Source organism: Demequina sp. NBRC 110054, from assembly GCF_002090115.1.
GTDB lineage: Bacteria > Actinomycetota > Actinomycetes > Actinomycetales > Demequinaceae > Demequina.
Genome location: NZ_BBRK01000004.1, coordinates 1,344,582 through 1,367,169 on the forward strand (window position 1 = coordinate 1,344,582; position 22,588 = coordinate 1,367,169).

Annotated in this window: 20 protein-coding genes; 15 read left to right on the plus strand and 5 right to left on the minus strand. The window is 70.2% G+C overall.

All coding sequences use genetic code 11. The annotated features are described in order from the left end of the window. Positions 1-53: 53 nt before the first annotated feature. Positions 54-611, plus strand: a complete 558-nt coding sequence (locus tag B7K23_RS06155) for a hypothetical protein (RefSeq protein ID WP_084125478.1) — start codon at positions 54-56, stop codon at positions 609-611. Positions 612-971: 360 nt separating this feature from the next. Beyond that, positions 972-1,514 carry a hypothetical protein gene (locus B7K23_RS06160; protein WP_084125479.1) on the plus strand — a complete coding sequence of 181 codons (543 nt, stop codon included), beginning with the start codon at positions 972-974 and terminating at the stop codon, positions 1,512-1,514. Between the two features lie 80 nt (positions 1,515-1,594). Here B7K23_RS06160 and B7K23_RS06165 read toward each other — a convergent pair whose 3' ends face one another. Together B7K23_RS06165 and B7K23_RS06170 are read right to left on the minus strand one after the other, a co-directional pair. Continuing rightward, on the minus strand, positions 1,595-2,446 hold the full coding sequence (locus B7K23_RS06165; protein WP_084125480.1) for a hypothetical protein: 852 nt from the start codon (positions 2,444-2,446) through the stop codon (positions 1,595-1,597). 79 nt (positions 2,447-2,525) lie between these two features. Then, positions 2,526-3,335 carry a hypothetical protein gene (locus B7K23_RS06170; protein ID WP_084125481.1) on the minus strand — a complete coding sequence of 270 codons (810 nt, stop codon included), beginning with the start codon at positions 3,333-3,335 and terminating at the stop codon, positions 2,526-2,528. Between the two features lie 341 nt (positions 3,336-3,676). Between B7K23_RS06170 and B7K23_RS06175 the strand changes: the two genes are divergently transcribed. From B7K23_RS06175 to B7K23_RS06195, 5 genes are all read left to right on the plus strand, one after another. Continuing rightward, positions 3,677-4,198, plus strand: coding sequence for a hypothetical protein (locus B7K23_RS06175; RefSeq protein WP_084125482.1), 522 nt, complete (start codon positions 3,677-3,679; stop codon positions 4,196-4,198). 234 nt (positions 4,199-4,432) lie between these two features. After that, positions 4,433-6,004 carry an HNH endonuclease signature motif containing protein gene (locus B7K23_RS06180; RefSeq protein ID WP_084125483.1) on the plus strand — a complete coding sequence of 524 codons (1,572 nt, stop codon included), beginning with the start codon at positions 4,433-4,435 and terminating at the stop codon, positions 6,002-6,004. Continuing rightward, positions 6,001-6,306, plus strand: a complete 306-nt coding sequence (locus B7K23_RS06185) for a ribbon-helix-helix protein, CopG family (protein WP_159451338.1) — start codon at positions 6,001-6,003, stop codon at positions 6,304-6,306. Before B7K23_RS06180 ends, B7K23_RS06185 begins: the two co-directional genes overlap by 4 nt. A 106-nt stretch (positions 6,307-6,412) precedes the next feature. Continuing rightward, on the plus strand, positions 6,413-6,733 hold the full coding sequence (locus B7K23_RS06190) for a type II toxin-antitoxin system Phd/YefM family antitoxin (RefSeq protein ID WP_084125485.1): 321 nt from the start codon (positions 6,413-6,415) through the stop codon (positions 6,731-6,733). Continuing rightward, positions 6,734-7,063 carry a type II toxin-antitoxin system RelE/ParE family toxin gene (locus B7K23_RS06195; protein WP_084125486.1) on the plus strand — a complete coding sequence of 110 codons (330 nt, stop codon included), beginning with the start codon at positions 6,734-6,736 and terminating at the stop codon, positions 7,061-7,063. Positions 7,064-7,076: 13 nt separating this feature from the next. On the opposite strand, the gene B7K23_RS06200 is transcribed toward B7K23_RS06195, so the two are convergent. Beyond that, a complete protein-coding gene (locus tag B7K23_RS06200) occupies positions 7,077-8,273 on the minus strand; it encodes a homoserine O-acetyltransferase (RefSeq protein ID WP_084125487.1) in 1,197 nt (398 codons plus the stop codon). Continuing rightward, positions 8,273-9,730 carry a bifunctional o-acetylhomoserine/o-acetylserine sulfhydrylase gene (locus B7K23_RS06205; RefSeq protein WP_084125488.1) on the minus strand — a complete coding sequence of 486 codons (1,458 nt, stop codon included), beginning with the start codon at positions 9,728-9,730 and terminating at the stop codon, positions 8,273-8,275. The genes B7K23_RS06200 and B7K23_RS06205 overlap by 1 nt, the downstream gene beginning before the upstream one ends. Before the next feature lie 599 nt (positions 9,731-10,329). On the opposite strand from B7K23_RS06205, the gene B7K23_RS06210 reads away from it, so the two are divergent. After that, positions 10,330-11,574, plus strand: a complete 1,245-nt coding sequence (locus tag B7K23_RS06210) for a CAP domain-containing protein (RefSeq protein ID WP_159451339.1) — start codon at positions 10,330-10,332, stop codon at positions 11,572-11,574. Positions 11,575-11,811: 237 nt separating this feature from the next. Next, positions 11,812-13,317 (plus strand): CoA-acylating methylmalonate-semialdehyde dehydrogenase, encoded by a 1,506-nt coding sequence (locus B7K23_RS06215; RefSeq protein WP_084125490.1) that lies wholly within the window; start codon positions 11,812-11,814, stop codon positions 13,315-13,317. Between the two features lie 209 nt (positions 13,318-13,526). On the opposite strand, the gene B7K23_RS06220 is transcribed toward B7K23_RS06215, so the two are convergent. Further along, positions 13,527-15,053, minus strand: coding sequence for a PucR family transcriptional regulator (locus B7K23_RS06220; protein ID WP_084125491.1), 1,527 nt, complete (start codon positions 15,051-15,053; stop codon positions 13,527-13,529). Between the two features lie 227 nt (positions 15,054-15,280). On the opposite strand from B7K23_RS06220, the gene B7K23_RS06225 reads away from it, so the two are divergent. The 6 genes from B7K23_RS06225 (at position 15,281) to B7K23_RS06245 (ending at position 22,551) form a co-directional block, all read left to right on the plus strand. Continuing rightward, a complete protein-coding gene (locus B7K23_RS06225) occupies positions 15,281-16,600 on the plus strand; it encodes an aspartate aminotransferase family protein (RefSeq protein ID WP_084125492.1) in 1,320 nt (439 codons plus the stop codon). Between the two features lie 290 nt (positions 16,601-16,890). Then, complete coding sequence (locus B7K23_RS06230; protein WP_084125493.1) at positions 16,891-18,228, plus strand: aspartate aminotransferase family protein; 1,338 nt, start codon at positions 16,891-16,893, stop codon at positions 18,226-18,228. A gap of 3 nt (positions 18,229-18,231) precedes the next feature. Then, complete coding sequence (locus tag B7K23_RS06235; protein WP_084125494.1) at positions 18,232-19,068, plus strand: GntR family transcriptional regulator; 837 nt, start codon at positions 18,232-18,234, stop codon at positions 19,066-19,068. A gap of 47 nt (positions 19,069-19,115) precedes the next feature. Continuing rightward, positions 19,116-20,534, plus strand: coding sequence for an amidase (locus B7K23_RS06240; RefSeq protein WP_159451340.1), 1,419 nt, complete (start codon positions 19,116-19,118; stop codon positions 20,532-20,534). A gap of 2 nt (positions 20,535-20,536) precedes the next feature. Further along, positions 20,537-21,412, plus strand: a complete 876-nt coding sequence (locus B7K23_RS15450) for a hypothetical protein (RefSeq protein WP_143338124.1) — start codon at positions 20,537-20,539, stop codon at positions 21,410-21,412. Beyond that, a complete protein-coding gene (locus tag B7K23_RS06245) occupies positions 21,409-22,551 on the plus strand; it encodes a choline/ethanolamine kinase family protein (RefSeq protein WP_143338125.1) in 1,143 nt (380 codons plus the stop codon). Before B7K23_RS15450 ends, B7K23_RS06245 begins: the two co-directional genes overlap by 4 nt. The last annotated feature ends 37 nt before the right edge of the window (positions 22,552-22,588 follow it).

The following is a 22,588-nucleotide window of genomic DNA, read 5'->3' on the forward strand; positions in this document are numbered from 1 at the left end:
CCAGGCGGCGCTCACCCGGACGCGCCCCGTCAACGAGTCTGAGGGGACTTCTCGTGGCCGATGCGCTTGAGACGACCGTGAACGCTGGACCGACGCTGTCGCGTCGCCGCATCATCCAGGGAGCCGCGTGGGCCGCTCCCGCGATCGTGGTCGCCACCGCCGTGCCTGCGGCGGCGCTCGCGTCCGATGCCTCTGGAAGCGCCACCTGCGTCGTCGAGGTGAACGGTTCGAACGTGAAGTTCACCTTCCAGTCTGTCTCGCTCGCGGGTTTCAGCTCGGGCGACGTGGTCCAGGTCAACGCGTCCTTCAACGTCCTCAAGAAGGACGGGACGGCGGATTGGCCCGTGTCCACTGTCAACAACGTGAACAACGATGGTTGGACCGTCAGCTCGGGCTGGGGCACTTCCAACAGTGTCTTCTCGTTCTCTGCGACCTACACCTTCGGATCGTCGCCGGCCTCGCCGGTTCTCCAGGTCCAGATGTCGGACAGCGCCGGCGCCAAGGAGATGGTCGGCAGGGCTGCCTCGATCTCGATCATCGGCTTCGAATCCGGATCGACTACCAGCAAGACGCTCGCTTCCTACCAGCCCACGATCGTCAAGAACGCGTAGGCTCAGCACTCGCTTTCGACAGCCCCCGGGCTCGGCGAGACCTTTCTGGTCTCCCGAGGTCGGGGGCTTCGTCATGCGCGGGGTCGCTCCCGCGGATGACGCGCCTCGTGCATTGCGTCGCGGCCAGCCCATGTACCGTTCAGCGTGAACCGATGCTCCACTACCGGCTCTGAGGACAAATCTGGGGCGACACGCCGAAAGAATTTTCGGCCGCTGTCGTGCTTGATCCGGGTTTGTGATGAATTCCACACGTAGCAGTGGGTGCCAACTTTATGTATCGTGAGGTTGGCCCCGCCCGCACAGGGCGGTGTTGTGCGTCTCTTGGGGGGCGCCGCACGACTGCTGAGGATGGTTTTTCGCATGGACTCGAAGCACGTTCCTACCCTGTCCCGACGCCGGACGCTCCAGGGCATCGCCTGGGCGACGCCCGCGCTGCTCGTCGCGACCGCGGCGCCCGCCGCCGCCTGCTCCGCGAACACCGGCTGCACCGACCCGTCGTACTGCGACGGCACGTGGGAGAAGGGCGACCACGACAAGGACGGCCGCCGCGACTGCGATGCGACCGTCACCCGCTCGCCCGGCCCGTCCGACGCCAACTACTGCGTCACCGGGATCACCGTGTGCTTCACCTCCAAGGAGGAGCCGAAGCGCGACTGCGTGACCGAGGTCTCGAGCGGCTGGACCTGCGGCACGCCGACGCCCGAGCGCACCCGTGACGGCTACGACTGCAAGGTCGAGATCAAGCCGTCGTCCGGGTCCGAGGAGCTGAGGAGCGGCGCCGAGGGCTGCAACGTCGGCTTCAAGGTCGAGTGCGAGGACGTCACCAAGGTCGAGTGCGACGGCTACAGCGAGGTCGACTACGGCCCCGTCACCATGCCGACCAAGGAACTGGACTGCAAGTAACTCGGCGGTAGCGCCCGGGCGACTGCCGCATCGTCCCTGTGGGCGCTGGCCGTGCGACCGGGTGACGTCCCCGCCGTGGCCTAGAAGCAGCCGGACTGCATGACCTGGGGCTTCTGGACCCAGATGTCGTCCGAGACCTGGCGGGCTGACTCGGAGACCTCCCAGTTCGAGTCCAGCGTGGTGCCGATCTCGTAGACCGCCTCGAGCGTGAACGTGTACTGCAGCGTGACCGTGCCCGAGTCCATCGCGTTGTAGTACGCGGTGTACGTCGTGAAGTCGTCGCTCGAGGCCTCGCCCTCCGAGGTCTGCGGCGACGCGAGCTGCATCTCGTAGCCCAGGGCCACCATGTCGGCGTCCGTGCGGTTGTTGCTCGGCAGAGCGGCGCCGTCGTGGTCCACGGACATCTTGACCAGGTCCGTCGTGCCGCTCGTGTCGATCGCCGACAGGACGACGCTCTGACGCGCGCTGCGGGCCGCGTTGTGGAAGCCGTGCTGCGTGCGGGCCGTGAACTCGATCTGGTAGGTCGTGTTGGCGACCGCCTCGAAGGTGTAGCCGACCGTGACGACGGTCCACGCATCGTCCTGGGTGTTGTCGCTCATCGACTGGAAGCCGGCCGCGCCCGACGTGCCCGTGCCGCCGCCCAGGTTCCAGTTGTTGAGGTCGCCGTCCGTGGAGGGGGTCCAGCCCGACTGCGTGGTGCCGCCGACCTCCTGGCGGAGCTCGCCCTCGGCTACTGACCACGCCGTGGCGGTGAGCGTGGCGAGCGCGCCGTTGTTGGCGGTGTCGCAGGTCTCGCCCGTGTCCCCGGACGATGCGGCGGCCGGGGCGGACGTGGCGAGGACGATGGCCGGGGCGGCCCACGCGGCGCCCTGGATGATGCGACGCCGGGAGATCGCGGGGGCTTCGGCGGTCTGGAGGGAGGGCGCGTTCATGGGTTCTCTCAGCTTCTGTGCGGGGTGTCGTGCGGTGCGTGTGCGCGCGAGCGTGCACGGCTTGCCGGCCGAGCGTGTCCTAGAGGCAGGCGTCCTGCGTGACGACCGGGCGGCTCACCCAGATGTCGTCCGTGACGTTGCGCATGTTGGAGTCGTTGCCGTCGGGGTAGATGCCCTCGATCGTGAACGTGAAGCGCAGCGTGATGACCGCCTCCGAGGTGCCCGTGTGGTCGTACGTGAAGCTGCGGTTGACCTTCGAGTCCCACGGGCCCTGAAGCACGTAGCCCAGCCCCGTCATGTCGACGTCCGTGCGGTTGCCGACCGGGAGTGAGCTGTTGTAGTGCCCGAGCGTGACCTTGCTGAACGTCTCGCTGCCGATCGAGACGACGACGCTCTGGCGCGCGCTTTGGTTGGCGTTGCCATTGCCGTAGCCGACAATCGTGTCGAAGTCGATGACGTAGCGCGTGTTCGCGGTCGCGGTGAACATGTACTCGGCGGTGACCGTGAGCCAGGCGCTCGTGGGGTCCGACTCGCTGCTGCGCAGAGTGTTGTCGTCCATCGACTGGAAGCCGTCGGCGGAGGACAGCGCGTAGCCGGACTGCTCCGTGGAGGCGTCGCCCGAGACGCTGGGCGTCCACCCGGTCTCAGGGTTGTGCCCCGACAGGAGGTTCTGGCGAAGCTGCTGCGGCGAGGCCGTCCAGCTTCCGCGCGCGAGGGCGAGGGTCTCGCCCTTGGCCAGGGGGTCGCACAGGCCCGTGACGGTGGAGGTCGCGGCGGCCGGCACTCCGGTCGCGAGGACGATCGCGGGCGCAGCCCACGCGGCGCCCTGGATGATGCGGCGGCGCGACACCTCGACTGTCGCGGCCGCCTGCGTGGCAGGCGTGTTCACTTCGGGTCCTTCTTCCCTCAACATGGTCGAACGGGACGCGCGTCCGCGTCCTGTCCTGGAACGAGGGCGCGCGTCCGCGACCTGTTCCGCTCCGAAGGCTACGCGAGAGTCGGACGTCCGTACAACAACATCGTCCCTGGTTGTTACCGTGTTGAAACGTCGCCTTGTGTTGACAGGTGTCGAATTAGCGCGTTTTGCGCGTGGGACTCTTGCGCGATTTGGCGGCGTCGCTAGACTGAGGCACCGGGTGCCTCGAGCCGAGGTGACGAGGACTGAAGGACGGAAGCGCGGGCATGGGAACCGACGAGTTAATGGTGACTCGACGACAGACACTCCAGGGCATGGCCTGGGCCGCCCCCGCGATCGTGGTGGCGAAGAGCGTGCCGGCTGCCGCATCGTCCACGTCGCCCACTCTTGCCGAGGGGATCGGGGTCGAGGTCCACTCGCTCGACGCGAAGTATCGCGAGTCCTACTGGGTGGGCGACCGCTCCGCAGTCTCGCTCGAGATCTACATCCAGAACATCGGCAACGACGCACCCGACGCGACCGGCTTCGCGCTCACGGTGACCGTGCCCGTGTCCGGGGCCGACGAGGCGTGGGGCATCCAGAGCACCGAGGGGGTGCCGTCCGGCGACCCGTGGACGCTCGCGAGCTACTCGCGCTCCGGCGGCATGGCGACGCTCGTGCTCGCGTACACCGGCGGGACGCTCACGCACTGGGGCGGGGTGTCGGTGTCGAACCTGTGGTTCGCGACCGCCGACGCGCTCAAGGACGTGAAGAACTCTCGGGTGACGGCGACGGTGAATGCTTCTTACGCGAACGGCGCGACGTCCGTGCGCGTGGCTACCGCGAAGGTGAAGTAGGGGTTCTCGGGGCGTCGGGGCTCCTACTGCGGCCCGTCGTCCCTGTGTCAGGGGCCGCCGGGTGCGGACGTGGTCGAGGCTGGCCGGGTGCGGGCGTGACTGCGGCCGCTCGGGTGACTGCCGCATCGTCCACGGTGGCTGTCGCATCGTCCACAGTTGCGGTCTTGTTGGTGCTTGCCCCCGGCTGGTGTCCTGTTTATCCGATTTGTCACACCCCCGTGATGGACTGGGGTCATGAGTTCGGACGACGAGGTGGGCGTGGTGTTCGCCCAGGCACATGCCGCAGTGGCGGCTGTGCAGACGTCGCTGTCGGGGCTCGAGTCGTGGCCGCAGGGGGAACTTCTGAAGTGGCAGGACGAGTTGTTCGCGCTGCGCCGCGCAGTGGACGTCGCGTCCTCGCGGGTCGTGGCGGAGACGTTTCGTCGCTGCGAGGACGATGACGGGTTGGGGCTCGCACGCGGTCAGGGTGCTCGTTCGCCGGAGGAGCTTGTCGCGAACGCGTCGGGCGGGTCGACGGCCGAGGCGGGTAGGCAGGCGCGCATGGGCAAGGTCTTGTCCGATGCGGAGCGTGCGCAGCAGCGGGGGGCCTCGAGCGGGGACGATGCTGGTGGGGGCGGCGCTGGTGCCGACGATGCTGGCTTCACCTTCGGCGAGGACGATGCGGGCGACGGTGGTCCAGGCGGCGATTCCGAGCCTGTCGGTCCGGTGTTTCCGGTGCTGGCGGCGGCGCTCAGGGAGGGGCGGCTGTCGGTCGAGATCGGTGACGTGATCGGGCAGGCCCTGCTGCGGGTGGCGGAGACCCTCGACGAGTCCGCGTTGTCCGAGTTTGAGGCCGAGGTGGTGGGCAAGGCCGTCGGGCTGTCGCTGAGGCACGTGAAGAAGATGATCGCGTTCGCGGAGGCGCGCGTGAAGCCGGACGACGTCGAGGAGCGTGAGCGGAGTGCACGTGAGGGGCGCTTCGCGTCCGTGACCTCCAAGCCTGACGGCACGTGGCGGCTGACCGCCGTGCTGGATGCCGCCTCGGCCGCGCCGATCAAGGCGTTCCTCGACGCGTTCGTGCGCGATAGCCTTCACCGCCAGCGCGACGCTAGCACGACCGGCAGCGGCAAGCTCGGCGGCGGCAGGGACAGTGCCGACGCAGGCGGGGATGGCGGCGGCGCTGACTCAGGCGGCTTGGGCGGCGCGGGAGGGGCTGAAGGCGCGGGTGCTGGCGAGGGGTTCGTCAGGCGCACGCCGGGACAGATGCGTGCTGATGCTCTCGTCGCCCTCGCCCGCCACGGTGCCGGCTGTGAGGCTGGGCACGCGGGAGTGAAGACGACTGTCGTGGTGCGCCTGAGTCTCGAGGACCTGCGCTCCGGTGAGGGGGTCGCGGAGGTCGACGGCATGGACGTGCCGGTGTCCGTGACGACTGCCCGTCAGCTGGCGGCGGACGCCGAGATGATCCCGTGCGTGCTCGGTGGCGACGGCGAGATCCTCGACTGGGGACGCAAGCGTCGATTCTTCACCAAGGCGCAGGCTTTATACCTGGGGGAACGCGACGGCGGTTGCGTGAAATGCCATGCCCCGCCCGACTGGTGCGAGTCACACCACGTGCAATGGTGGAGCCGTGGCGGTCCCACCGATGTCGCGAACGGGGTGCTCTTGTGCACGTCATGTCATCACGATCTGCACCGCGACGGCTGGCAGGTCGAGCTCCGCGACAACAGGGTCTGGGTGACCCCACCGCGACACGTCGACCGCACCCAGACACCCCGCCTGGGCGGACGAGCACGCATCCAAGCCGCCGTCACAGGAGTCGCGGCGTGAGCGAGAGCGAGACGGAAGGCGCAGGGAGTAGAGGCTTGGGGAGTAGGGGAGCTGAGACCGTGGAAGTCATCGTCACTCTGACCGTAGACGAGGCAGCAAGAATCGACGCCGTCGCCGACCGGCAAGGGCTGAGCCGCACGGATTTCCTTCGCGAGGCGGCCAGCAGATACGCCGACCGGCTCGACCGTGACCGCGAGCTCACTGCTGCGGCTGAGGCTGCGCTCGCGCGGGCCGGACAGCCCGCAGGATCCGGGATCTTCCTCGCTGAATCGCAGCGCGTGATCGCCGAAGAGGACGAGTAGTGAGAGCGCGGGGAGGCCATGCGTGAACGGGTTGAGGGCTGGGGCGAGGGCGGCGACACGCCGTCATCCTCGCCAAAAGCGTACGTCTTTGCGTACCATTCTTCGTATGTCGATGCTTGACCTGCCGCAGCCGATCACGACGATCGAAGCCCGCAGCGGGCTCAGCGCGATCCTTGGCCGTTTCCGTGCGGACGCGACCGCGCAGCCCGTCGTATTCGGCAACCACCGCAGGGCCGAGGCAGTCGTGATGCCCTTCGCGCAGTTCGAGCGCATGCTGGAGATCGTCGAGGACCAGACGATCGCGCCGACCGTGGCGGAGCGAATCGCAAGTGGCGGCGGACGCGACTTCGACGAACTGCTGGACGACCTCGGGATGCATGAGCTGAAGTCGGAAGCGGGCCACGGGTCGGCGACACAGGCGCAATAGGTGGCGCTGCGGATCTCCGTCCTCCCGGGCTTCGAGGAGGACTTGCATGCGCTCCCGCTCCAGGCACAGAAGGCGATCATCGCCGCGATCGTCGACCTTCGCGAAGGTCGACGGCGAGGACTGCCGCTCGAGGCACGATCATCCGTCGCGGACCTCTCGGACTGCCACAAGCTGTACGTGGGGACCAGCCCGAGCGGTCGACCCGAGTACCGGCTGGTGTACAGGCTCGTATCCAACCGGGTCACCGTCGTAGGTGCCGAGATCGTCGCGGCGGGTAGGCGCGAAGGGCTCGACGCCTACCTCCGAGCGGCACGTCGGCTCGGGCGCTGATCAGCCGGTCAGTTCAGACCCGGGCTGCCACCTTCTCCAGCAGGTGCGCGACTGTCTCATTCAAGCCAGTGGAGTCGATGAGGAAGCCGTCGTGACCGATGTCCGAGTGCAGCACCGTGACCGCGACCTCGCCCGGGAGGGCCTCCGCGAGGCGCTCCGAGTTGCTCAGCGGGTAGAGCCGGTCCGAGTCGATCGCGACCACCAGGGCGTCGCCCCCGAAGTCCTTGAGGGCGGCGGCGAGGCCGCCGCGGTCGCGGCCCACGTCGTGCGTGTTCACCGCGTGGATCATCCGCAGGTACGAGTTCGCGTCGAAGCGGCGCGCGAGCTTGTCCGCGTGGTGGTCGAGGTAGGACTCGACCGCGAACATGCCGTCGTGCTTGAGCGGGTCCCCGAGCTGCGCGCGGTTGCCGAAACGCTCCTGCAGCTCCGCCTCCGAGCGGTACGTCGTGTGAGCGATCGCGCGCGCGACGCCGAGGCCCAGGTACGGGCCCGCGCCCTCCGCGGCGCCGTAGTAGTCGCCACCCCGGAACTGCGGGTCCAGGCGGATCGCCGCGGTCTGCGCCGCGTTCCATGCGATCTGCTCGGCGGTGCTCGCCGCGGTGGTGCCGATCGCCCCGATCGCGCGCACACGGGCGGGGAAGCTCGCGGCCCACTCGACCGCGCGCATCCCGCCCATGGACGGGCCGATGACGAGCGCCCACGAGTCGATGCCGAGGTGGTCGGCGAGGCGGGCCTCGGCCTGGACGTGATCGCGCAGGGTCAGCCACGGGAAGCGCGAGCCCCACGGCCGTCCGTCGACCGGGTGCGGGTGCGCGGGGCCGGTGCTGCCCTGGCAGCCGCCGACCACGTTGGCGCTCACGACGAAGTAGCGGTCCGTGTCGATCGCCTTGCCGGGACCGACGAGCCCGTTCCACCAACCGCCCGTGAGGTGGCCCTCGCCCGCGGCGCCCGACACGTGGCTGTCGCCCGTGAAGGCGTGCGCGACGTAGACGGCGTTGTCGCGCGCCTCGTTGAGCTCGCCCCACGTCTCGTACGCGAGCGTCACGTCGATCCAGCCCAGCGGGTCGGCCTCGAGCTCGAGGCCGTAGATGTCGAGGAACTGGCGTTGCCCCGGATGGTCGCCGGGCAGCCACGCCGCCGAGGCGGGGAGGGGCCGAAGCCCCTCCTCCGCCTCAGCGTCGGGAACCCACGACGAGTAGTCGTCGTCCATCAGGCGCCCACGGTTGCCGGGGAGGTCGCGGCGGGCGAGCCGGTGGCGGTGCCGGTGCCGGTGGCGGTGCCGGTCGCGGTGCCGGTCGTGGTGCCGCCGTCGGCCGCCTCCTGCGCCTCGCGGACCGCCGCGGCCGCCGCGAAGCCCTTCTCGAGGTCCGCCAGGATGTCCGTGATGTTCTCGATGCCGACCGACAGGCGCACCGCGCCCGGTGTCACGCCGGCGGTGAGCTGCTCGGCGGGCGTGAGCTGCGAGTGCGTGGTCGAGGCGGGGTGGATCGCGAGCGAGCGCACGTCGCCGATGTTCGCGACGAGGGAGTGCAGCTCGAGCGCGTCGACGAAGGCCTGCCCGGCCTCCTTGCCGCCCGCGATCTCGAAGGCGAGCACCGAGCCGGCTCCCTTGGGCGAGTACTTGAGCTGGAGGTCGTGCCACGGCGACGAGGCGAGGCCCGAGTACGCGACCGACTCCACATCGTCCCTGTCCTCGAGGAAGGCCGCGACCTCGGTGGCGTTCTGGACGTGGCGCTCGACGCGCAGCGAGAGGGTCTCGATGCCCTGCGCGATGAGGAAGGCGTTGAACGGCGAGATCGCGGCGCCCGTGTCGCGCAGCAGGGTGACGCGCGCCTTGAGGATGAACGCGAGGTTCGCGCCGAACTGCGAGCCGACGCCCAGATCGCGGGCGTACACGAGGCCGTGGTAGCTCGGGTCGGGGGTGTTGTAGTTGGGGAACTTGGCCGCGTCCTTGCCGAAGTCGAACGAGCCGCCGTCGACGATCACGCCGCCGATCGCGGTGCCGTGGCCGCCCAGGTACTTGGTCGCCGAGTGCGTGACGAAGTCCGCTCCCCACTTGAGCGGCTGGACCAGGTACGGCGAGGCGACGGTGTTGTCGACGATCAGCGGGACGCCGGCCTCGTGCGCGATGCCGGCCACGGTCTCGATGTCGAGCAGGTCCTGCTTGGGGTTCGAGATCGACTCGCCGAAGAAGGCCTTCGTGTTCGGGCGGACCGCGTCGCGCCACGACTGCGGGTCGTCGGGGTTCTCGACGAACGTGACCTCGATGCCCCACTTCGGAAGCGTGTGGTGGAAGAGGTTGTACGTGCCGCCGTAGAGCGAGGGCGAGGAGACGATGTGGTCGCCCGCCTCCGCGATGTTCTGGATCGCGACCGTGTTCGCGGCCGAGCCCGAGGCGAGCAGCAGCGCGCCGACGCCGCCCTCGAGCGCGTTGATGCGGTCCTCCACGGCCTGCTGGGTCGGGTTGCCGAGACGCGTGTAGATCGGGCCGAGGTCGGAAAGCGCGAAGCGGTTGGCGGCGGTGGTCGTGTCCGGGAAGACGTACGCGGTGGTCTGGTAGATCGGGAGGGCGCGGGCGCCGGTGTCTCCGTCGGGGGTCTGGCCGGCATGGATCTGCTTGGTCTCGAAGTGCCAGTCATTGGTCGATGCAGTGTTGTTCGTGGTCATGTCGTTGCTCCTGAGGTCTGGCTGCGCTTGCCGGTTTCGGCGAGGTGGCGCGTGTGGGGAAAGGGGAGTGGTGCGCCATTCCAGAGGGGCCCGGGGGGCCGTCGGAGCTGGCGCGGCTTCTCCGCGACCTCAGGGGCTGTCGAGTCTCGGCAGCAGCGTCGTGACCGTCGGGCGTGCAAGCGCGCCGACCGTCCGCGACCCCTGGGGGTGCGGTGCGACACGTGGGGCTTGCTGCGCCCTGCGGGGATGTGTGCTCGCCGGTCCGTGTATCGGTCTCGGTCGCGAGCGGCGCCCTCGTGGGCGCACGCCAAACGTGCGCTAGGTCAGCGGCACATTCGACGGAACATGCGCACAGACTAAGCGGACGTCGCGCGAAGACGCAAGTGCCGCATCGTCCGGATGTCTTGGCCGACGTCCATGGCGAGGCCGCGAGGTGGGGCCCGTGCCCGCATCGTCCTATTTGACACGAAATGCGCGAGTGGAACGTCTCACATGTCCTGAACCATTGGGCGTCTCGGACGAAGGGCCAGGCGTCGGAGGGCACGGATGCCACCGATCCGAAAGCACCCGGAATGGTGTGTCCCCTCAGGTACTTACGTATGGTTCTTCAGCTACGAGTCGTCCTCGCCGCCCTCCTCGCCGCCGCAGTCCTCGCAGGCACCGTGGTCGCCGCCCCCGCCGCAAGCGCGGAGGTGACGTACAGCGATCCAGAAGGTCGGATCATCAAGCTCACCAATGACATCCGCAAGGGAGTCGGCCTCAACACCCTCAAGCGCTCGGAGAAGCTCTCCGCCGTCGCAGAGAACTGGGCCCGCACGATGGCCGCGAAGTACGAGTCCGACCTCAAGTCCGACCCCTACGCCTCCGTGCCGCTGTGGCACAACCCCAACACCGGCTCGCAGATCCCCTCGGGTTGGTACGCGTGGGGCGAGAACGTGGCGTGGAACCTCTACTACGACGACCCGGTGACGCAGCTGTCGACGCAGTGGGAGAACTCGCCGAGCCACTACGAGAACATCGTCAAGTCGCGCTTCAAGTACATCGGCGTCGGCTACTACAAGGACAAGTACGGCATCTCGTGGGGCGTCCAGGTCTTCGGTGACTACACCTCCGACGCCGCCGCCGGCGTCTCGACCAAGACCCAGAGCGCGACCAAGGCCGTCGCCTCCGACGGCATCGAGACGGTCTCCCTCAACCGCGGTCGCAAGTACATCATCAAGAACAACCTCGGGACGGGCACCGCGCACAAGTCGTTCTACGTGGGCAAGTCCAGCGACACCGTGCTCGTGGGTGACTGGGACGGCGACGGCGACGACACGCTCGCCCTCAAGCGAGGCAACAAGTACTACGTGTATCTGAAGCTCGGCAAGGTCGGCGCGTGGCGCGTCTACAGCATGGGCAAGTCCACCGACACGCCGCTCGTGGGTGACTGGGACGGCGACGGCGACGACACCATCTCGCTCAAGCGCGGCAACCGCTACATGATCACCAACAAGCTCAAGCCCAACACGTGGAGCCGCATCTTCCGGATGGGCAACGCCGAGGCGACCGCGCTGGTCGGTGACTTCAACGGCAACGGCAAGGACTCCATCTCCCTGAAGCGGGGCCGCAAGTACAGCATCAAGTACGCGCTCGACGGTGCGACCAAGAAGTCCTTCACGATGGGCAAGTCGAAGGACACCGCGCTCGTCGGTGACTTCAACGGCAACGGCAAGGACTCCATCTCCCTCAAGCGGGGCAACAAGTACTACATCAAGTACAAGCTGGGCCCCAGCAGCTCGAACAAGATCTTCTCGATCGGCAAGGCGTCGGACACCCCGCTGGTCGGTGACTTCGACGGCTGACGCCATGAGCTGACGCCATGAGCTGAATACCTGCGCACGAAGCCCCGGATGGTCTCCGACCGTCCGGGGCTTCGTCGTGCGTGCGCGCCGTCAGTGGCGGTTCCGGTGAAGTCCCGTGCGCCGGTTCGACAATCGCGCCACTGCCCGCGCGTGCGGGGTCGCCTAGGTTCCGAGACAGCACCGCTGCGTGTTCATGCATCGAAGCTTCCCCGCCCCCACCGCATCGAGGAGACCGTCTTGACCGACACCGACCTGCCCACCCTCGGCCACTGGATCTCTGGCGCCGAGGCGCCCGGTACCGGCGCGAGGACCGCGCCCGTGTACGACCCGGCCCTGGGCGTCGCGACCAAGAACGTCGCGCTCGCGAGCCAGGAGGACGTCGACGCGGCCGTCGCGTCCGCCAAGGCCGCGTTCCCCGCGTGGGCCGAGACCCCGCTCGCGCGCCGCACCGCGATCATGTTCCGCTTCCGCGAGCTCCTCAACGAGCGCAAGGGCGAGCTCGCCGAGATCATCACCTCCGAGCACGGCAAGGTCGTGGACGATGCGCTCGGCGAGATCGCGCGCGGCCAGGAGGTCGTCGAGTTCGCGTGCGGCCTCGGCGCGCACCTCAAGGGCGAGCACGCCTCGCAGGTCTCGACCGGCGTCGACGTCCACTCGGTGCCCTCGCCGCTCGGCGTCGTCGGCATCATCTCGCCGTTCAACTTCCCCGCGATGGTCCCGATGTGGTTCTTCCCGATCGCGCTCGCGGCCGGCAACGCCGTGGTCCTGAAGCCCTCCGAGAAGGACCCGACGGCCGCCAACTGGCTCGCCGCGCTGTGGAAGGAGGCCGGTCTTCCCGACGGCACCTTCACCGTGCTGCACGGCGACAAGGTCGCGGTCGACGGCCTGCTCACGCACCCCGACGTCGAGGCGATCTCCTTCGTGGGCTCGACCCCGATCGCGAAGTACGTCTACGAGACCGGCACGGCGCACGGCAAGCGCGTCCAGGCCCTCGGCGGCGCGAAGAACCACATGCTGGTCCTGCCCGACGCCGACCTGGACCTGGTCGCCGACTCGGCGATCAACGCGGGCTTCGGCTCCGCGGGCGAGCGCTGCATGGCCGTGTCCGTCGTGGTCGCCGTGGGCGACGTCGCGGACGAACTCATCCCCAAGGTCACCGAGCGCATGGCCGGGCTCCGCGTCGGCGATGGACGACGCGGCTGCGACATGGGCCCGCTCGTCACCGAGGCCCACCGAGACAAGGTCGCCGGCTACATCGCGACCGCCGTCGAGGACGGCGCCGATGTGGTGGTCGACGGCCGCGGCATCTCCGTGGATGGGGACCCGAACGGCTTCTGGCTCGGCCCGACCCTGATCGACAACGTGCCCACCACCTCGGCCGTGTACCAGGAGGAGATCTTCGGTCCCGTCCTGTCCGTGGTCCGCGTCGACACCTTCGAGGACGGCGTCGAGCTCATCAACTCGGGCGCGTTCGGCAACGGCACCGCGATCTTCACGAACGACGGCGGCGCCGCCCGCCGCTTCCAGCGCGAGATCGAGGTCGGCATGGTCGGCGTCAACGTGCCGATCCCGGTGCCCGTCGCGACGTTCTCGTTCGGAGGCTGGAAGGCCTCGCTGTTCGGCGACTCGCGCGCTCACGGCGCCGAGGGCATCCGCTTCTTCACCCGCCTCAAGGTGATCACCACGCGCTGGCTCGACCCGTCGCACGGTGGCATCAACCTCGGCTTCCCCGTGACGGACTAGCCAGCGTCCCCACTCCCTTTCGGACGCCACGGGGAACTCGCCCGCCGACCGCGCCTCAGCCGCGGTCGGCGGGCTTCTTCGTGTCTCGGGGAGGGCCCGCCGCACTGGGAGGAACGCAGGGCCCGGCTCCGGGGCTCGGGCAACGCACGGAGGAATGTGGGGCCTGAGACGATGCCGGCGGCCGGGTGCGGGCGGGTGTGCGCCCGCGGCTAGGGGCGCGTCGGCGTGCGGCGCAGGAGCGTGAGCGCCGCCCAGAGCTCCGCGCGGTCGTCCATGCGGTCCAGGTCCAGGCCGAGGCGCCGGCCCGTCGTCCCCACGCGCGAGCGCAGGGTCTGGCGGTGCACGCCCAGGGCTCGCGCCGCCGGATCCCACTGGCCCAGGTGCTCGAGCCACACGGCCGTGGCCTCGAGGAGCGGCGCATCGTCCGGGTCCTCCAAGAGCGGGGCGAGCAGACGATGCGCCACGGCCTCGCCGCCCGACTCCTCCAGGTAGGTGAGCAGGCCGCGCGTGGCCAGGTCGGGGAAGCGGGCCAACGGGCGGCCGTCGGTCGTGCTCGCGAGGGCGCGCGCCGACTCGTCGAGGCCGCGGTCCAGGTCGTCCCACTCGATCGCGCCCGAGGCTCCCGCGCGCGCCTGCGCGCGCTCGAGGAAGGGGCCCACGAGGGTCTCGTCTCCGCGCGAGGTGACGATGACGATGCGGTCCTCCCACTCGGCGAAGAACATGCGCCCGTGGTGGCGGTCCGCGAAAGCGCCGAGCTGCTCGAGCAGGCCTCCGCCGTCGGTGCCGGGCTCGGCGAGGGTCACGATGAGCGGCTCCTCGGGGAGGCCTCCCCACAGTGCTCGGGCGGTCGAGTCGGCGACGTCGAACGTGCCCGAGCGAAGCAGCTCGAGGATGCCGAGCCGCAGGCGGCGGCGCGCCGAGTCGAGCGTGCGGGACTGCTCGAGCGCGATGCCTGCGAGCGCGATCACGCTCGAGACCAGGTCCGCGCCCGCGGTGTCGAGCCCCTTGGCCGTGCCCACCGCGAGCGCGCCGCGCAGGGGTGCGCGGCGGCCGATCGTCTCGAGCGTCGCGGTGACCCCCGCATCGTCCAGGCGCATCGACCCTGGCCTGCCCTTCGCGAGCAGCCGGGCGGCGGCCTCGGCGACCGGGCCAGCCGCGTCGGCGGGGATCGCGCGACGCGTGGCGACCTCGACGCGCTCGCCCGAGGAGTCGAACATCGCGACCCACGTGCCCAGGCGCAGCTCGAGCTCGGTGAGGATCGCGCGCAGGCCGTCGGGGCGCAGGGCCGCGCGGGCGACGGCGCGCTGGGCGTCCAGGCTTGCCTCGAGGCGGGCGCGGTCGTCCTTCGCGATCGCGTCCGAGACGTGGCGGATGATCTGCATGAACGGTGTGGCCTGGGGGACCTGCAGCAGCGGCAGGCCCGCGGCCTCGCACGCCTCGATGAGGGCCTCGGGCACCGCGTCGTGCGCGATCCCGACCGCGAAGCCGAGCGCGACGATGCGCGCGCCCTGGAGGCGGTCGACATAGGCGCGGAGGTCCTCGGGCGTCGCGGACTCCATGAAGCTCACGCCGTCCGTGAGCAGCAGCCCGCCCTCGGTGAGCCAGGGCGTGGGGTCCGCCAGGTCGGAGCTGTGCGCCCACGCGAGGGGCGCCTCGTGAAGGGCCTCGTCGCCGGGCACGAGGATGCTCAGCGCGAGATCGCGGTCCTCGAGGAGGGTGCTGATCGTGGTCGGCACGCGGACTCCTTAGCGTCAGTGGTGATCGATCACCAAGGGAATCACCATATCTGCCAGCGCCCGTCCGGCGTGGCGACGGCAGGATCGGAGGGCGAGACATCGTCCGTCCCCGCCCCCGCATCGTCCCTGTGCCCGTCGCAGACGGTGCTCGCGTGCCCGGTGGCGCGCGGCTCAGGCGGGCCGGGCAGAGAACCGGGCCTCGCAGAGGACCCAGACCAGGAGGATTCATGAGCCAGTCGCCCTTCATCCAGCCCAGCGACAACGCGACCATCACCGCCGCCGACACCGGCAGCGTCTTCCACTCGTGGTCCGCGCAGGCGGCGCTCGCGCCGATCCCGATCGCGAGCGGCTCCGGCGTGAAGGTGTGGGACTTCGACGGCAAGGAGTACCTGGACTTCTCGAGCCAGCTCGTCAACGTCAATATCGGCTACCAGCACCCCGCGGTCGTGACGGCGATCCAGGAGCAGGCCGCTCGCCTCGCCACGATCGGCCCCGCGTTCGCGAACGACGCCCGCGCCAAGGCCGCGCAGAAGATCCTCGAGCACGCGCCCGAGGGCTTCACCAAGATCTTCTTCACCAACGGCGGCGCCGACGCGATCGAGAACGCGATCCGCATGGCGCGCCTGCACACCGGTCGCGACAAGGTCATCTCGCGCTACCGCTCGTACCATGGCAACACGGGCGCGGCCATCGTCGCGACCGGCGACTGGCGCCGCATCCCCAACGAGTACGCGACCGGTCACGTGCACGTCTTCGGGCCCTACCCGTACCGCTCGAACTTCTGGGCCACTACGCCCGAGGAGGACTCGGCGCGTGCGCTCGAGCACCTCGAGCGGACCGTGGTCGCCGAGGGCCCGTCGTCCATCGCCGCGATCCTGCTCGAGGCCATCCCGGGCACCGCGGGCGTCATCATGCCGACCGCCGAGTACATGCAGGGCGCCCGCGAGATCGCGAGCCGCTACGGGATCATGCTCATCATCGACGAGGTCATGGCGGGCTTCGGCCGCACCGGCAAGTGGCTCGCGCACGAGCACTTCGGGATCACGCCGGACCTCATCACCTTCGCCAAGGGCGTCAACTCGGGCTACGTGCCCGCGGGCGGCGTGATGATCTCCGAGGCCATCGCGAAGACCTTCGACGACCGCGTCTTCCCCGGCGGGCTGACCTACTCGGGCCACCCGCTCGCGATGGCGTCGATCGTCGCGACCATCGAGGCGATGGAGAACGAGGGCGTCGTCGAGAACGCCGCGACCATCGGCGAGACCGTGATCGGGCCGCGCCTGTCCGCGATGGCGTCCCGCTTGGACGTCATCGGTGAGGTGCGCGGCGTCGGGGTGTTCTGGGCCATCGAGCTCGTCGCGAACCCCGAGACCAAGGAGCCGCTGCCCGCCGCCGAGATGGGTGCGATCAAGAAGTCGCTCATGGAGCACGGCCTGCTGCCGTTCATCGCCGACAACCGCATCCACGTGGTGCCGCCGTGCGTCGTCACGGCGGACGAGGCCGAGACCGGCCTCGCGATCATCGAGAAGGTGCTCTCCGAGCGCTGATCCCGCACGCAGCAGGGGCCCGGTCGCCGTGGGGTGACCGGGCCCCTTCTGCTTCTCGCTCTGCGCGTCGGCTGGGCGCCGGCTTGTGCCCGCTTGTGCCGGCCGCGGGCCGGCCGTGCTCCCGCTTGCGCCGGCTTGCGCGCCCGCTTGCGCCGGCCGCGGACCACGAAACAAACCATTCACATCGCGGCCCACGGCTTAACCGGGCGGACACGCGCGCCTGCCGCTGTGCCGGTCCGGAGGGGCGATCATTGACAGGTCACAGCCGCCCGCACCCGCTCGGAGTACCCATGTCCACCAGGTCCACCATTATGGACAGCAACAGCTTCCGCGCCGACGACGCAGCCGGCCTTCCCGACGGGCTCAAGGAGCTCACGGACCGGCGCGCGGTGCTCGGCGGCGCGTACCGGCTGTTCTACCGCACCCCCGTCCACCTGGTCCGAGGCGAGGGGCAGTACCTGTTCGACGCCGACGGTCGCAAGTACCTCGACATGTACAACAACGTCGCGAGCCTGGGCCACGCCCACCCGGCGGTCGTCGAGGCCGTGACGGCTCAGATGCAGCAGCTCAACACCCACACCCGCTACCTGCACACCGCGATCCTCGACTACTCGGACGAGATCCTCGCCACCATGCCCGAGGCGCTCGACCGGATCATGTTCATGTGCACCGGGTCCGAGGCCAACGATCTCGCCATCCGCGTGGCGCGCGAGTACACGGGCGGCCAGGGCATCATCGTCACGCGCGAGTCGTACCACGGCACCTCGGCCCTCACCTCGGGCCACTCGCCCGCGCTGGGCAGCGGCCAGCCGATCGACCCGACGGCGCGTCTCGTCGACGCCCCCGACGCGTACCGCGCGGGCACCGAGGACATCGGCCGCGTCTTCGCCGACCGGATCGCCGCCGCGATCGCCGACATGCGCGCCGCGGGCATCCCGTTCGCGGGCGTGCTCGCGGACTCGATCTTCTCCTCCGACGGCGTCTTCGCCGACGCGCCCGGCCTGCTCCAGCCGGCCATCGAGCTGGTCCACGCCGAGGGTGGCGTGTGGATCGCCGACGAGGTCCAGCCCGGCTTCGGCCGCACGGGCGACTCCTTCTGGGGATTCGCGCGCCACGACGTGGTGCCCGATCTGGTCACGATGGGCAAGCCGATGGGCAACGGCATCCCCGTGTCCGGCATGGCCGCGAAGGACGAGGTGCTGCGTGCGTTCACCGACCAGCTCCCGTACTTCAACACCTTCGGAGGCAACCCCGTCTCGATGGCCGCCGCGCGCGCCGTGCTCACCGTGATCCGCGAGGAGGAGCTGCAGGAGCGCGCCAAGCGCGTCGGCGCGGAGTTCCGCGCGGCCCTCGCCGAGATCGCGACGCGGCACGAGGCCATCGGGGACATCCGCGGCGCGGGTCAGTTCACGGGCCTCGAGCTCGTGCTCGATCGCACGACCAAGGAGCCCGCCTCGGCGCTCGCGCTCGACCTGCTCGAACAGCTCCGCGAGCGCGGGGTCCTCACCTCGACCGCGGGTCCGCACGCCAACGTCCTCAAGCTGCGCCCGCCGCTCGCGTTCGGCAGCGAGGACATCGACTGGGCGGTGTCCGCGATCGACGAGGGACTCTCGGCGCTGGGGGCCTAGGGCATGGCCGCCCGTCTTGCAGCGCCCCGCGACCAGGACGACGTGCTGGGGCGCCTTCGCGAGGCCGTCGCCGACGCGACGGTGCAGGGTGCCGACCGCCTGCCGCCCGAGCGGCAGCTCGCCGAGAGGCTCGGCACATCCCGAGCGCGGCTCAGGCGCGCAATCGACCGGCTCGTCGACGACGGCGCGCTCACGCGCGTGACCGGGCGCAACGGCGGGGCGTTCCTCACCGATCTGCTCGCCGCGGAGCCGCTCGCTCCCGAGCTGTTCGCTCCTCAGCCCGGCAAGGTCGTGAGGGATCTGGACAATCCCGACGGCGTGCCCGCGATGCTCGCCGCGCAGGGCTTCACGTCGCGCACCGAGGTGCTCGCCGAACGACTCGTCCCGCTCCCGCATGACGAGATCGCGCGCCGGCTCGGCATGCGCGTGGGAGCCGAGGCGGTCACGCTGCTGAGGCTGCGGTTCGCCGACGAGGCGCCGCTCTCGCTCGAGCGGATGTTCGTGGACCCTCGACGGTTCCCCGGGCTGCTGGACCACTCGCCGATCCACTCGCTCTATGCGCTGCTCGAGAGCGAGTACGCGACCCAGGTCACGACGGTCACCGAGACCGTGGACGTGGGAGACGCGTCGCAGCAGGTCGCCCGGCACCTCGGCATCCGGCCCCGCACCCCGGTGCTGATCATCCGTCGCACGGCCTTCGACGCCGCAGGCGCTCCCGTCGAGGCCTCGGTGGACATGTTCCGCGCCGACCGCACCCGCCTCCAGGTGGGCACATCCGATCCCTGCACCCGCCTCCAGGTGGGCACGTCCGATCCCCGCACCCGAAAGTTACCCCTGTGAAACACGCGCACCAGAGACCAGAAATGGTCGTCGTGTCCAATGGAGGGATGCAGCCCTCCACGCCCCGACCCTCGGCCATGTCGGCCGCATCGATGACCGACGCCTTCGCCTCCGGCGACCTCACCCCGGTCGACGTCCTCGAGGACGTCCTCGAGGTCGCGCGCGAGGCCGGCGAGCAGTTCAACGCGATCGCCTTCATGGACGAGGACGCCGCGCGCGGCGCCGCCGCGGAGAGCGCGGCACGCTGGGCGGCCGGCGAGCAGCGCGGCCCCCTCGACGGTGTGCCCGTCTCGATCAAGGACAGCATCCCGGCCGCCGGAACGCCATGGCGTCACGGAAGCGCGGTCCACGAGCCGATCTGGGCGACCGAGGACTCGGCTCCGGCCGCGCGGCTGCGCGACGCCGGCGCGGTGATCTTCGCCAAGACGGCGATGCCCGACCTCGGCATGGTCGCGTCGGGCCTCAGCAGCGCGTATGGGACGGTCCGCAACCCGTGGAACCCGGAGATGTCGCCTGGCGGCTCGAGCTCGGGCGCGGGCGTGCTCGTCGCATCCGGGGTCGGTCCCCTCGCCGTCGGCACCGACCTCGGCGGCTCGGTCCGCATCCCCGCCGCGCACCACGGACTGTTCGGCTTCAAGCCCACCCAGGGCCGGATCCCCTACGCCCCCGCGAGCGCGGTCCGCACCCCGGGACCGCTCGCCCGGAGCATCGACGACATGGAGCTCCTGCTCGCGGCGCTCGCGATCAGCGATCCGTCCGACCTGCTCGCCCTGCCCGGTCGCTACGAGCCGGGCGCGGCCCTCGAGTCCTTCACCGGGCTGCGCGTCGCTGTGGTCCGCGATGCGGGCTCCGGGATGCCGACCGGCGACGAGGAGTGGGCCGCGGTCGAGCGCCTCGCGGGGGTCATGTCCGATGCGGGCGCGGAGCTCGAGACGATGCCGGACCTGGGCCTGGTCCCCGAGGACCAGGACGCGATCCTCGCGACGTTCCGCAACCGCGTGCTCGTCGAGATGGACGGCGCGCCGCTCGAGCGCTGGGGCCGGCTCATCCCCGAGCTGTGGGAGTTCGTGAAGCCCGGCTACGACCTGTCCGCGCTCGCGCTCGGCACCGCGATGGCGAGGCTCGACCGCGCGCGCGAGCAGGTGCGGCGCGCGACCGCAGGCTTCGACCTCATCCTGACGCCCGCGCTGTCGGTCGCGGCCTTCCCCGCGGAGCTCGCCGCACCCGAGGGTGCGCGCTCGACGATCGACCACTGCCAGCTCACCGCATGGTTCAACCAGACGGGACAGCCCGCGGGCGTCGTGCCGGGCGGACTCACGTCGGCGGGGATGCCGATCGGGGTGCAGCTCGCGGGCCAGCGCTTGGACGACGCGCGCGTGGTCGCGGCGATGCGCCTCGCAAGCCAGCTCGCCGGCACGAGCCTCGACTATCCGCTGCTCGAGTCCCACGTGACCGGAGCCGAGTGAGCATGACGGTCCCCGCGTCGTGGACGGCGCTGCCGATCATCCCCGCCGCCCCCGGCTGGTGGGGCGGCAACACCCACGTCTACGTCGAGCGGACCGGCGAGGGCGAGGTCGTGCACCGGCTCGCGCGTGCGCACCGTGCCCGCGTCATGCCGTTCGACGCATCCGCCGACCTGGTCGGGGCGCTCGCGTCCGCGGGACTCGGACCCGAGCTTGTCTCCTCGGAGCCCGGCCACCTCGTGACGCGCTGCCTCGAACCGGGTGCGATCGTGCTCAACCACACGAGGATCCGCGAGCACGGGCTGATCGGGCGGGTCCTGGGGATGCATCGTGCCGTCGCGGCGCTTGACGTGGCTGTGCCCGTGCTCGATCCGGTGGCCGAGGTCGAGCGCCTGCTCGGCGTGCTCACGGACCTCGGCACGACCCTTCCGTACGGCGGCGACGAGGCCGCGCGCCTGGTCCTCGACTCGCGCGACGCGCTCACCGCGACCGAGGCTGCCGTGCCGAGCCTCGGTGACGCCGCCGCGACCAACCTTCTGCTCCTGCCCGACGGATCCCTCCAGGCGGTCGGCGGCACCCTCGCATGTGCCGTCGACCCGGCGTACACCGCCGGAGCGCTGCTCGCGGAGTACGCGCCGTACCTCGGCTCGCCCGAGGAGCTCTTCATGGACGTGTGGGGCGGGTGGGACGCGGCCGCGTACCGGCGGGCGAGGCTGTTCGGACTCGTCGACGACGTGCGCTGGGCCGCGATCTCGCGCATCGCCGCAGTGCTCGCGGACAATCCCGGATTCGTCGCGAGCCACACCGGGAACCTGCGGGTGAAGCACGCCGTCGCGACGATGCACGACCCCGAGCTCGAGTCGTGGAGGGTCGCCGCATGACGGGCGCGGGGGAGAACGAGGCCCCCGGTCCGGTCGTGAACGAGACCGCCGGTCCGGTCGTGAACGAGACCGCCGGTCCGGTCGTGAACGAGACCGCCGGTCCGGTCGTGAACGAGACCGCCGGTCGGGTCGAGAACGAGACCACTGCTCCGGTCGAGAACGAGGCCGCCGCATCGTCCCTGTTGGCTGAGAGGCTCGACTCGCTTGCCGGGTGGCCCTGGCGTGGCCGCTCCCTGGAGCTGCACCCGATGGCCGGTGGGCTGAACAACGAGAACTGGCGCCTCGTGGTCGGCGGCGCCGAGCCAGGCAGGATCGTGCCCGGCAGTGTCGAGCCAGGCAGCACCGAGCCAGGCAGCGCCGAGCAGTACTTCCTCAAGGTCCCCGGCGCGGGCACCGACAGCTTCGTCGACCGCGACACCGCCCGCGAGGCCTCGCACGCTGCGGGAGCGCTCGGCATCGGCCCCACGGTCGCGTTCCACGACCCCGGGACGGGGATCGAGGCGACCGAGTTCCTCGACGGCTACCGCCACCTCACGGAGCTCGAGCTGTCGACCACGGACGCCGCCTTCGACGTCGTCAGGGCGTACAAGACCTTCCATGGCGCGGCGCCGCTGAGCCTCACCCGCACCTTCATCGACGAGATCGACGCGTCCCTCGACGACCTCGCGTCGCACGGCTGGAGGGTCCCCGACTGGGCCGAGCGCGCGATGTCGCAGTGGTGGCGGGCCTCGCGGTCGCTGTCCGCGTCAGGGATCGACACTGTGCCGTGCCACAACGACCCGAACTACACGAACATGATGGTTGCCCCCGGCAAGCCCTTCAAGCTCGTCGACTACGAGTTCGCGGCGAACAACGACCCCTCGTACGAGGTGCTCGGGCTGATCTCGTACTACCCGATCCCGGCAGCGACCAAGCGAGAGCTGATCGAGGAGTACTTCGGTGCCTGGACGCCGTCCCTCGAGGCCCGGATGCACCTCATGCATCTCGCGATCCTGGTGCGGTTCTCACTCTGGGCCATCGGAAACGCGTACTCGCTGCGCACCGACTACGACTATGAGAAGTTCGGCACGTCGTATCTGGTCATGGCCGACGGGATCATCCGCCACCCCGACTGGGAGACGTGGCTCAAGGCCGTGTGACGCGGGGCTCGGCCCCGACAGTGTGAACCACTCCCAC

Coding starts and splice junctions, on each gene's coding strand:
- B7K23_RS06160 (WP_084125479.1), top strand. CDS start 972: ATGGACTCGAAGCACGTTCCTACCCTGTCCCGACGCCGGACGCTCCAG.
- B7K23_RS06165 (WP_084125480.1), bottom strand. CDS start 2,446: ATGAACGCGCCCTCCCTCCAGACCGCCGAAGCCCCCGCGATCTCCCGG.
- B7K23_RS06175 (WP_084125482.1), top strand. CDS start 3,677: ATGGCCTGGGCCGCCCCCGCGATCGTGGTGGCGAAGAGCGTGCCGGCT.
- B7K23_RS06180 (WP_084125483.1), top strand. CDS start 4,433: ATGAGTTCGGACGACGAGGTGGGCGTGGTGTTCGCCCAGGCACATGCC.
- B7K23_RS06190 (WP_084125485.1), top strand. CDS start 6,413: ATGTCGATGCTTGACCTGCCGCAGCCGATCACGACGATCGAAGCCCGC.
- B7K23_RS06200 (WP_084125487.1), bottom strand. CDS start 8,273: ATGGACGACGACTACTCGTCGTGGGTTCCCGACGCTGAGGCGGAGGAG.
- B7K23_RS06205 (WP_084125488.1), bottom strand. CDS start 9,730: ATGACCACGAACAACACTGCATCGACCAATGACTGGCACTTCGAGACC.
- B7K23_RS06210 (WP_159451339.1), top strand. CDS start 10,330: ATGGTTCTTCAGCTACGAGTCGTCCTCGCCGCCCTCCTCGCCGCCGCA.
- B7K23_RS06225 (WP_084125492.1), top strand. CDS start 15,281: ATGAGCCAGTCGCCCTTCATCCAGCCCAGCGACAACGCGACCATCACC.
- B7K23_RS06230 (WP_084125493.1), top strand. CDS start 16,891: ATGTCCACCAGGTCCACCATTATGGACAGCAACAGCTTCCGCGCCGAC.
- B7K23_RS06235 (WP_084125494.1), top strand. CDS start 18,232: ATGGCCGCCCGTCTTGCAGCGCCCCGCGACCAGGACGACGTGCTGGGG.
- B7K23_RS06240 (WP_159451340.1), top strand. CDS start 19,116: ATGCAGCCCTCCACGCCCCGACCCTCGGCCATGTCGGCCGCATCGATG.
- B7K23_RS15450 (WP_143338124.1), top strand. CDS start 20,537: ATGACGGTCCCCGCGTCGTGGACGGCGCTGCCGATCATCCCCGCCGCC.
- B7K23_RS06245 (WP_143338125.1), top strand. CDS start 21,409: ATGACGGGCGCGGGGGAGAACGAGGCCCCCGGTCCGGTCGTGAACGAG.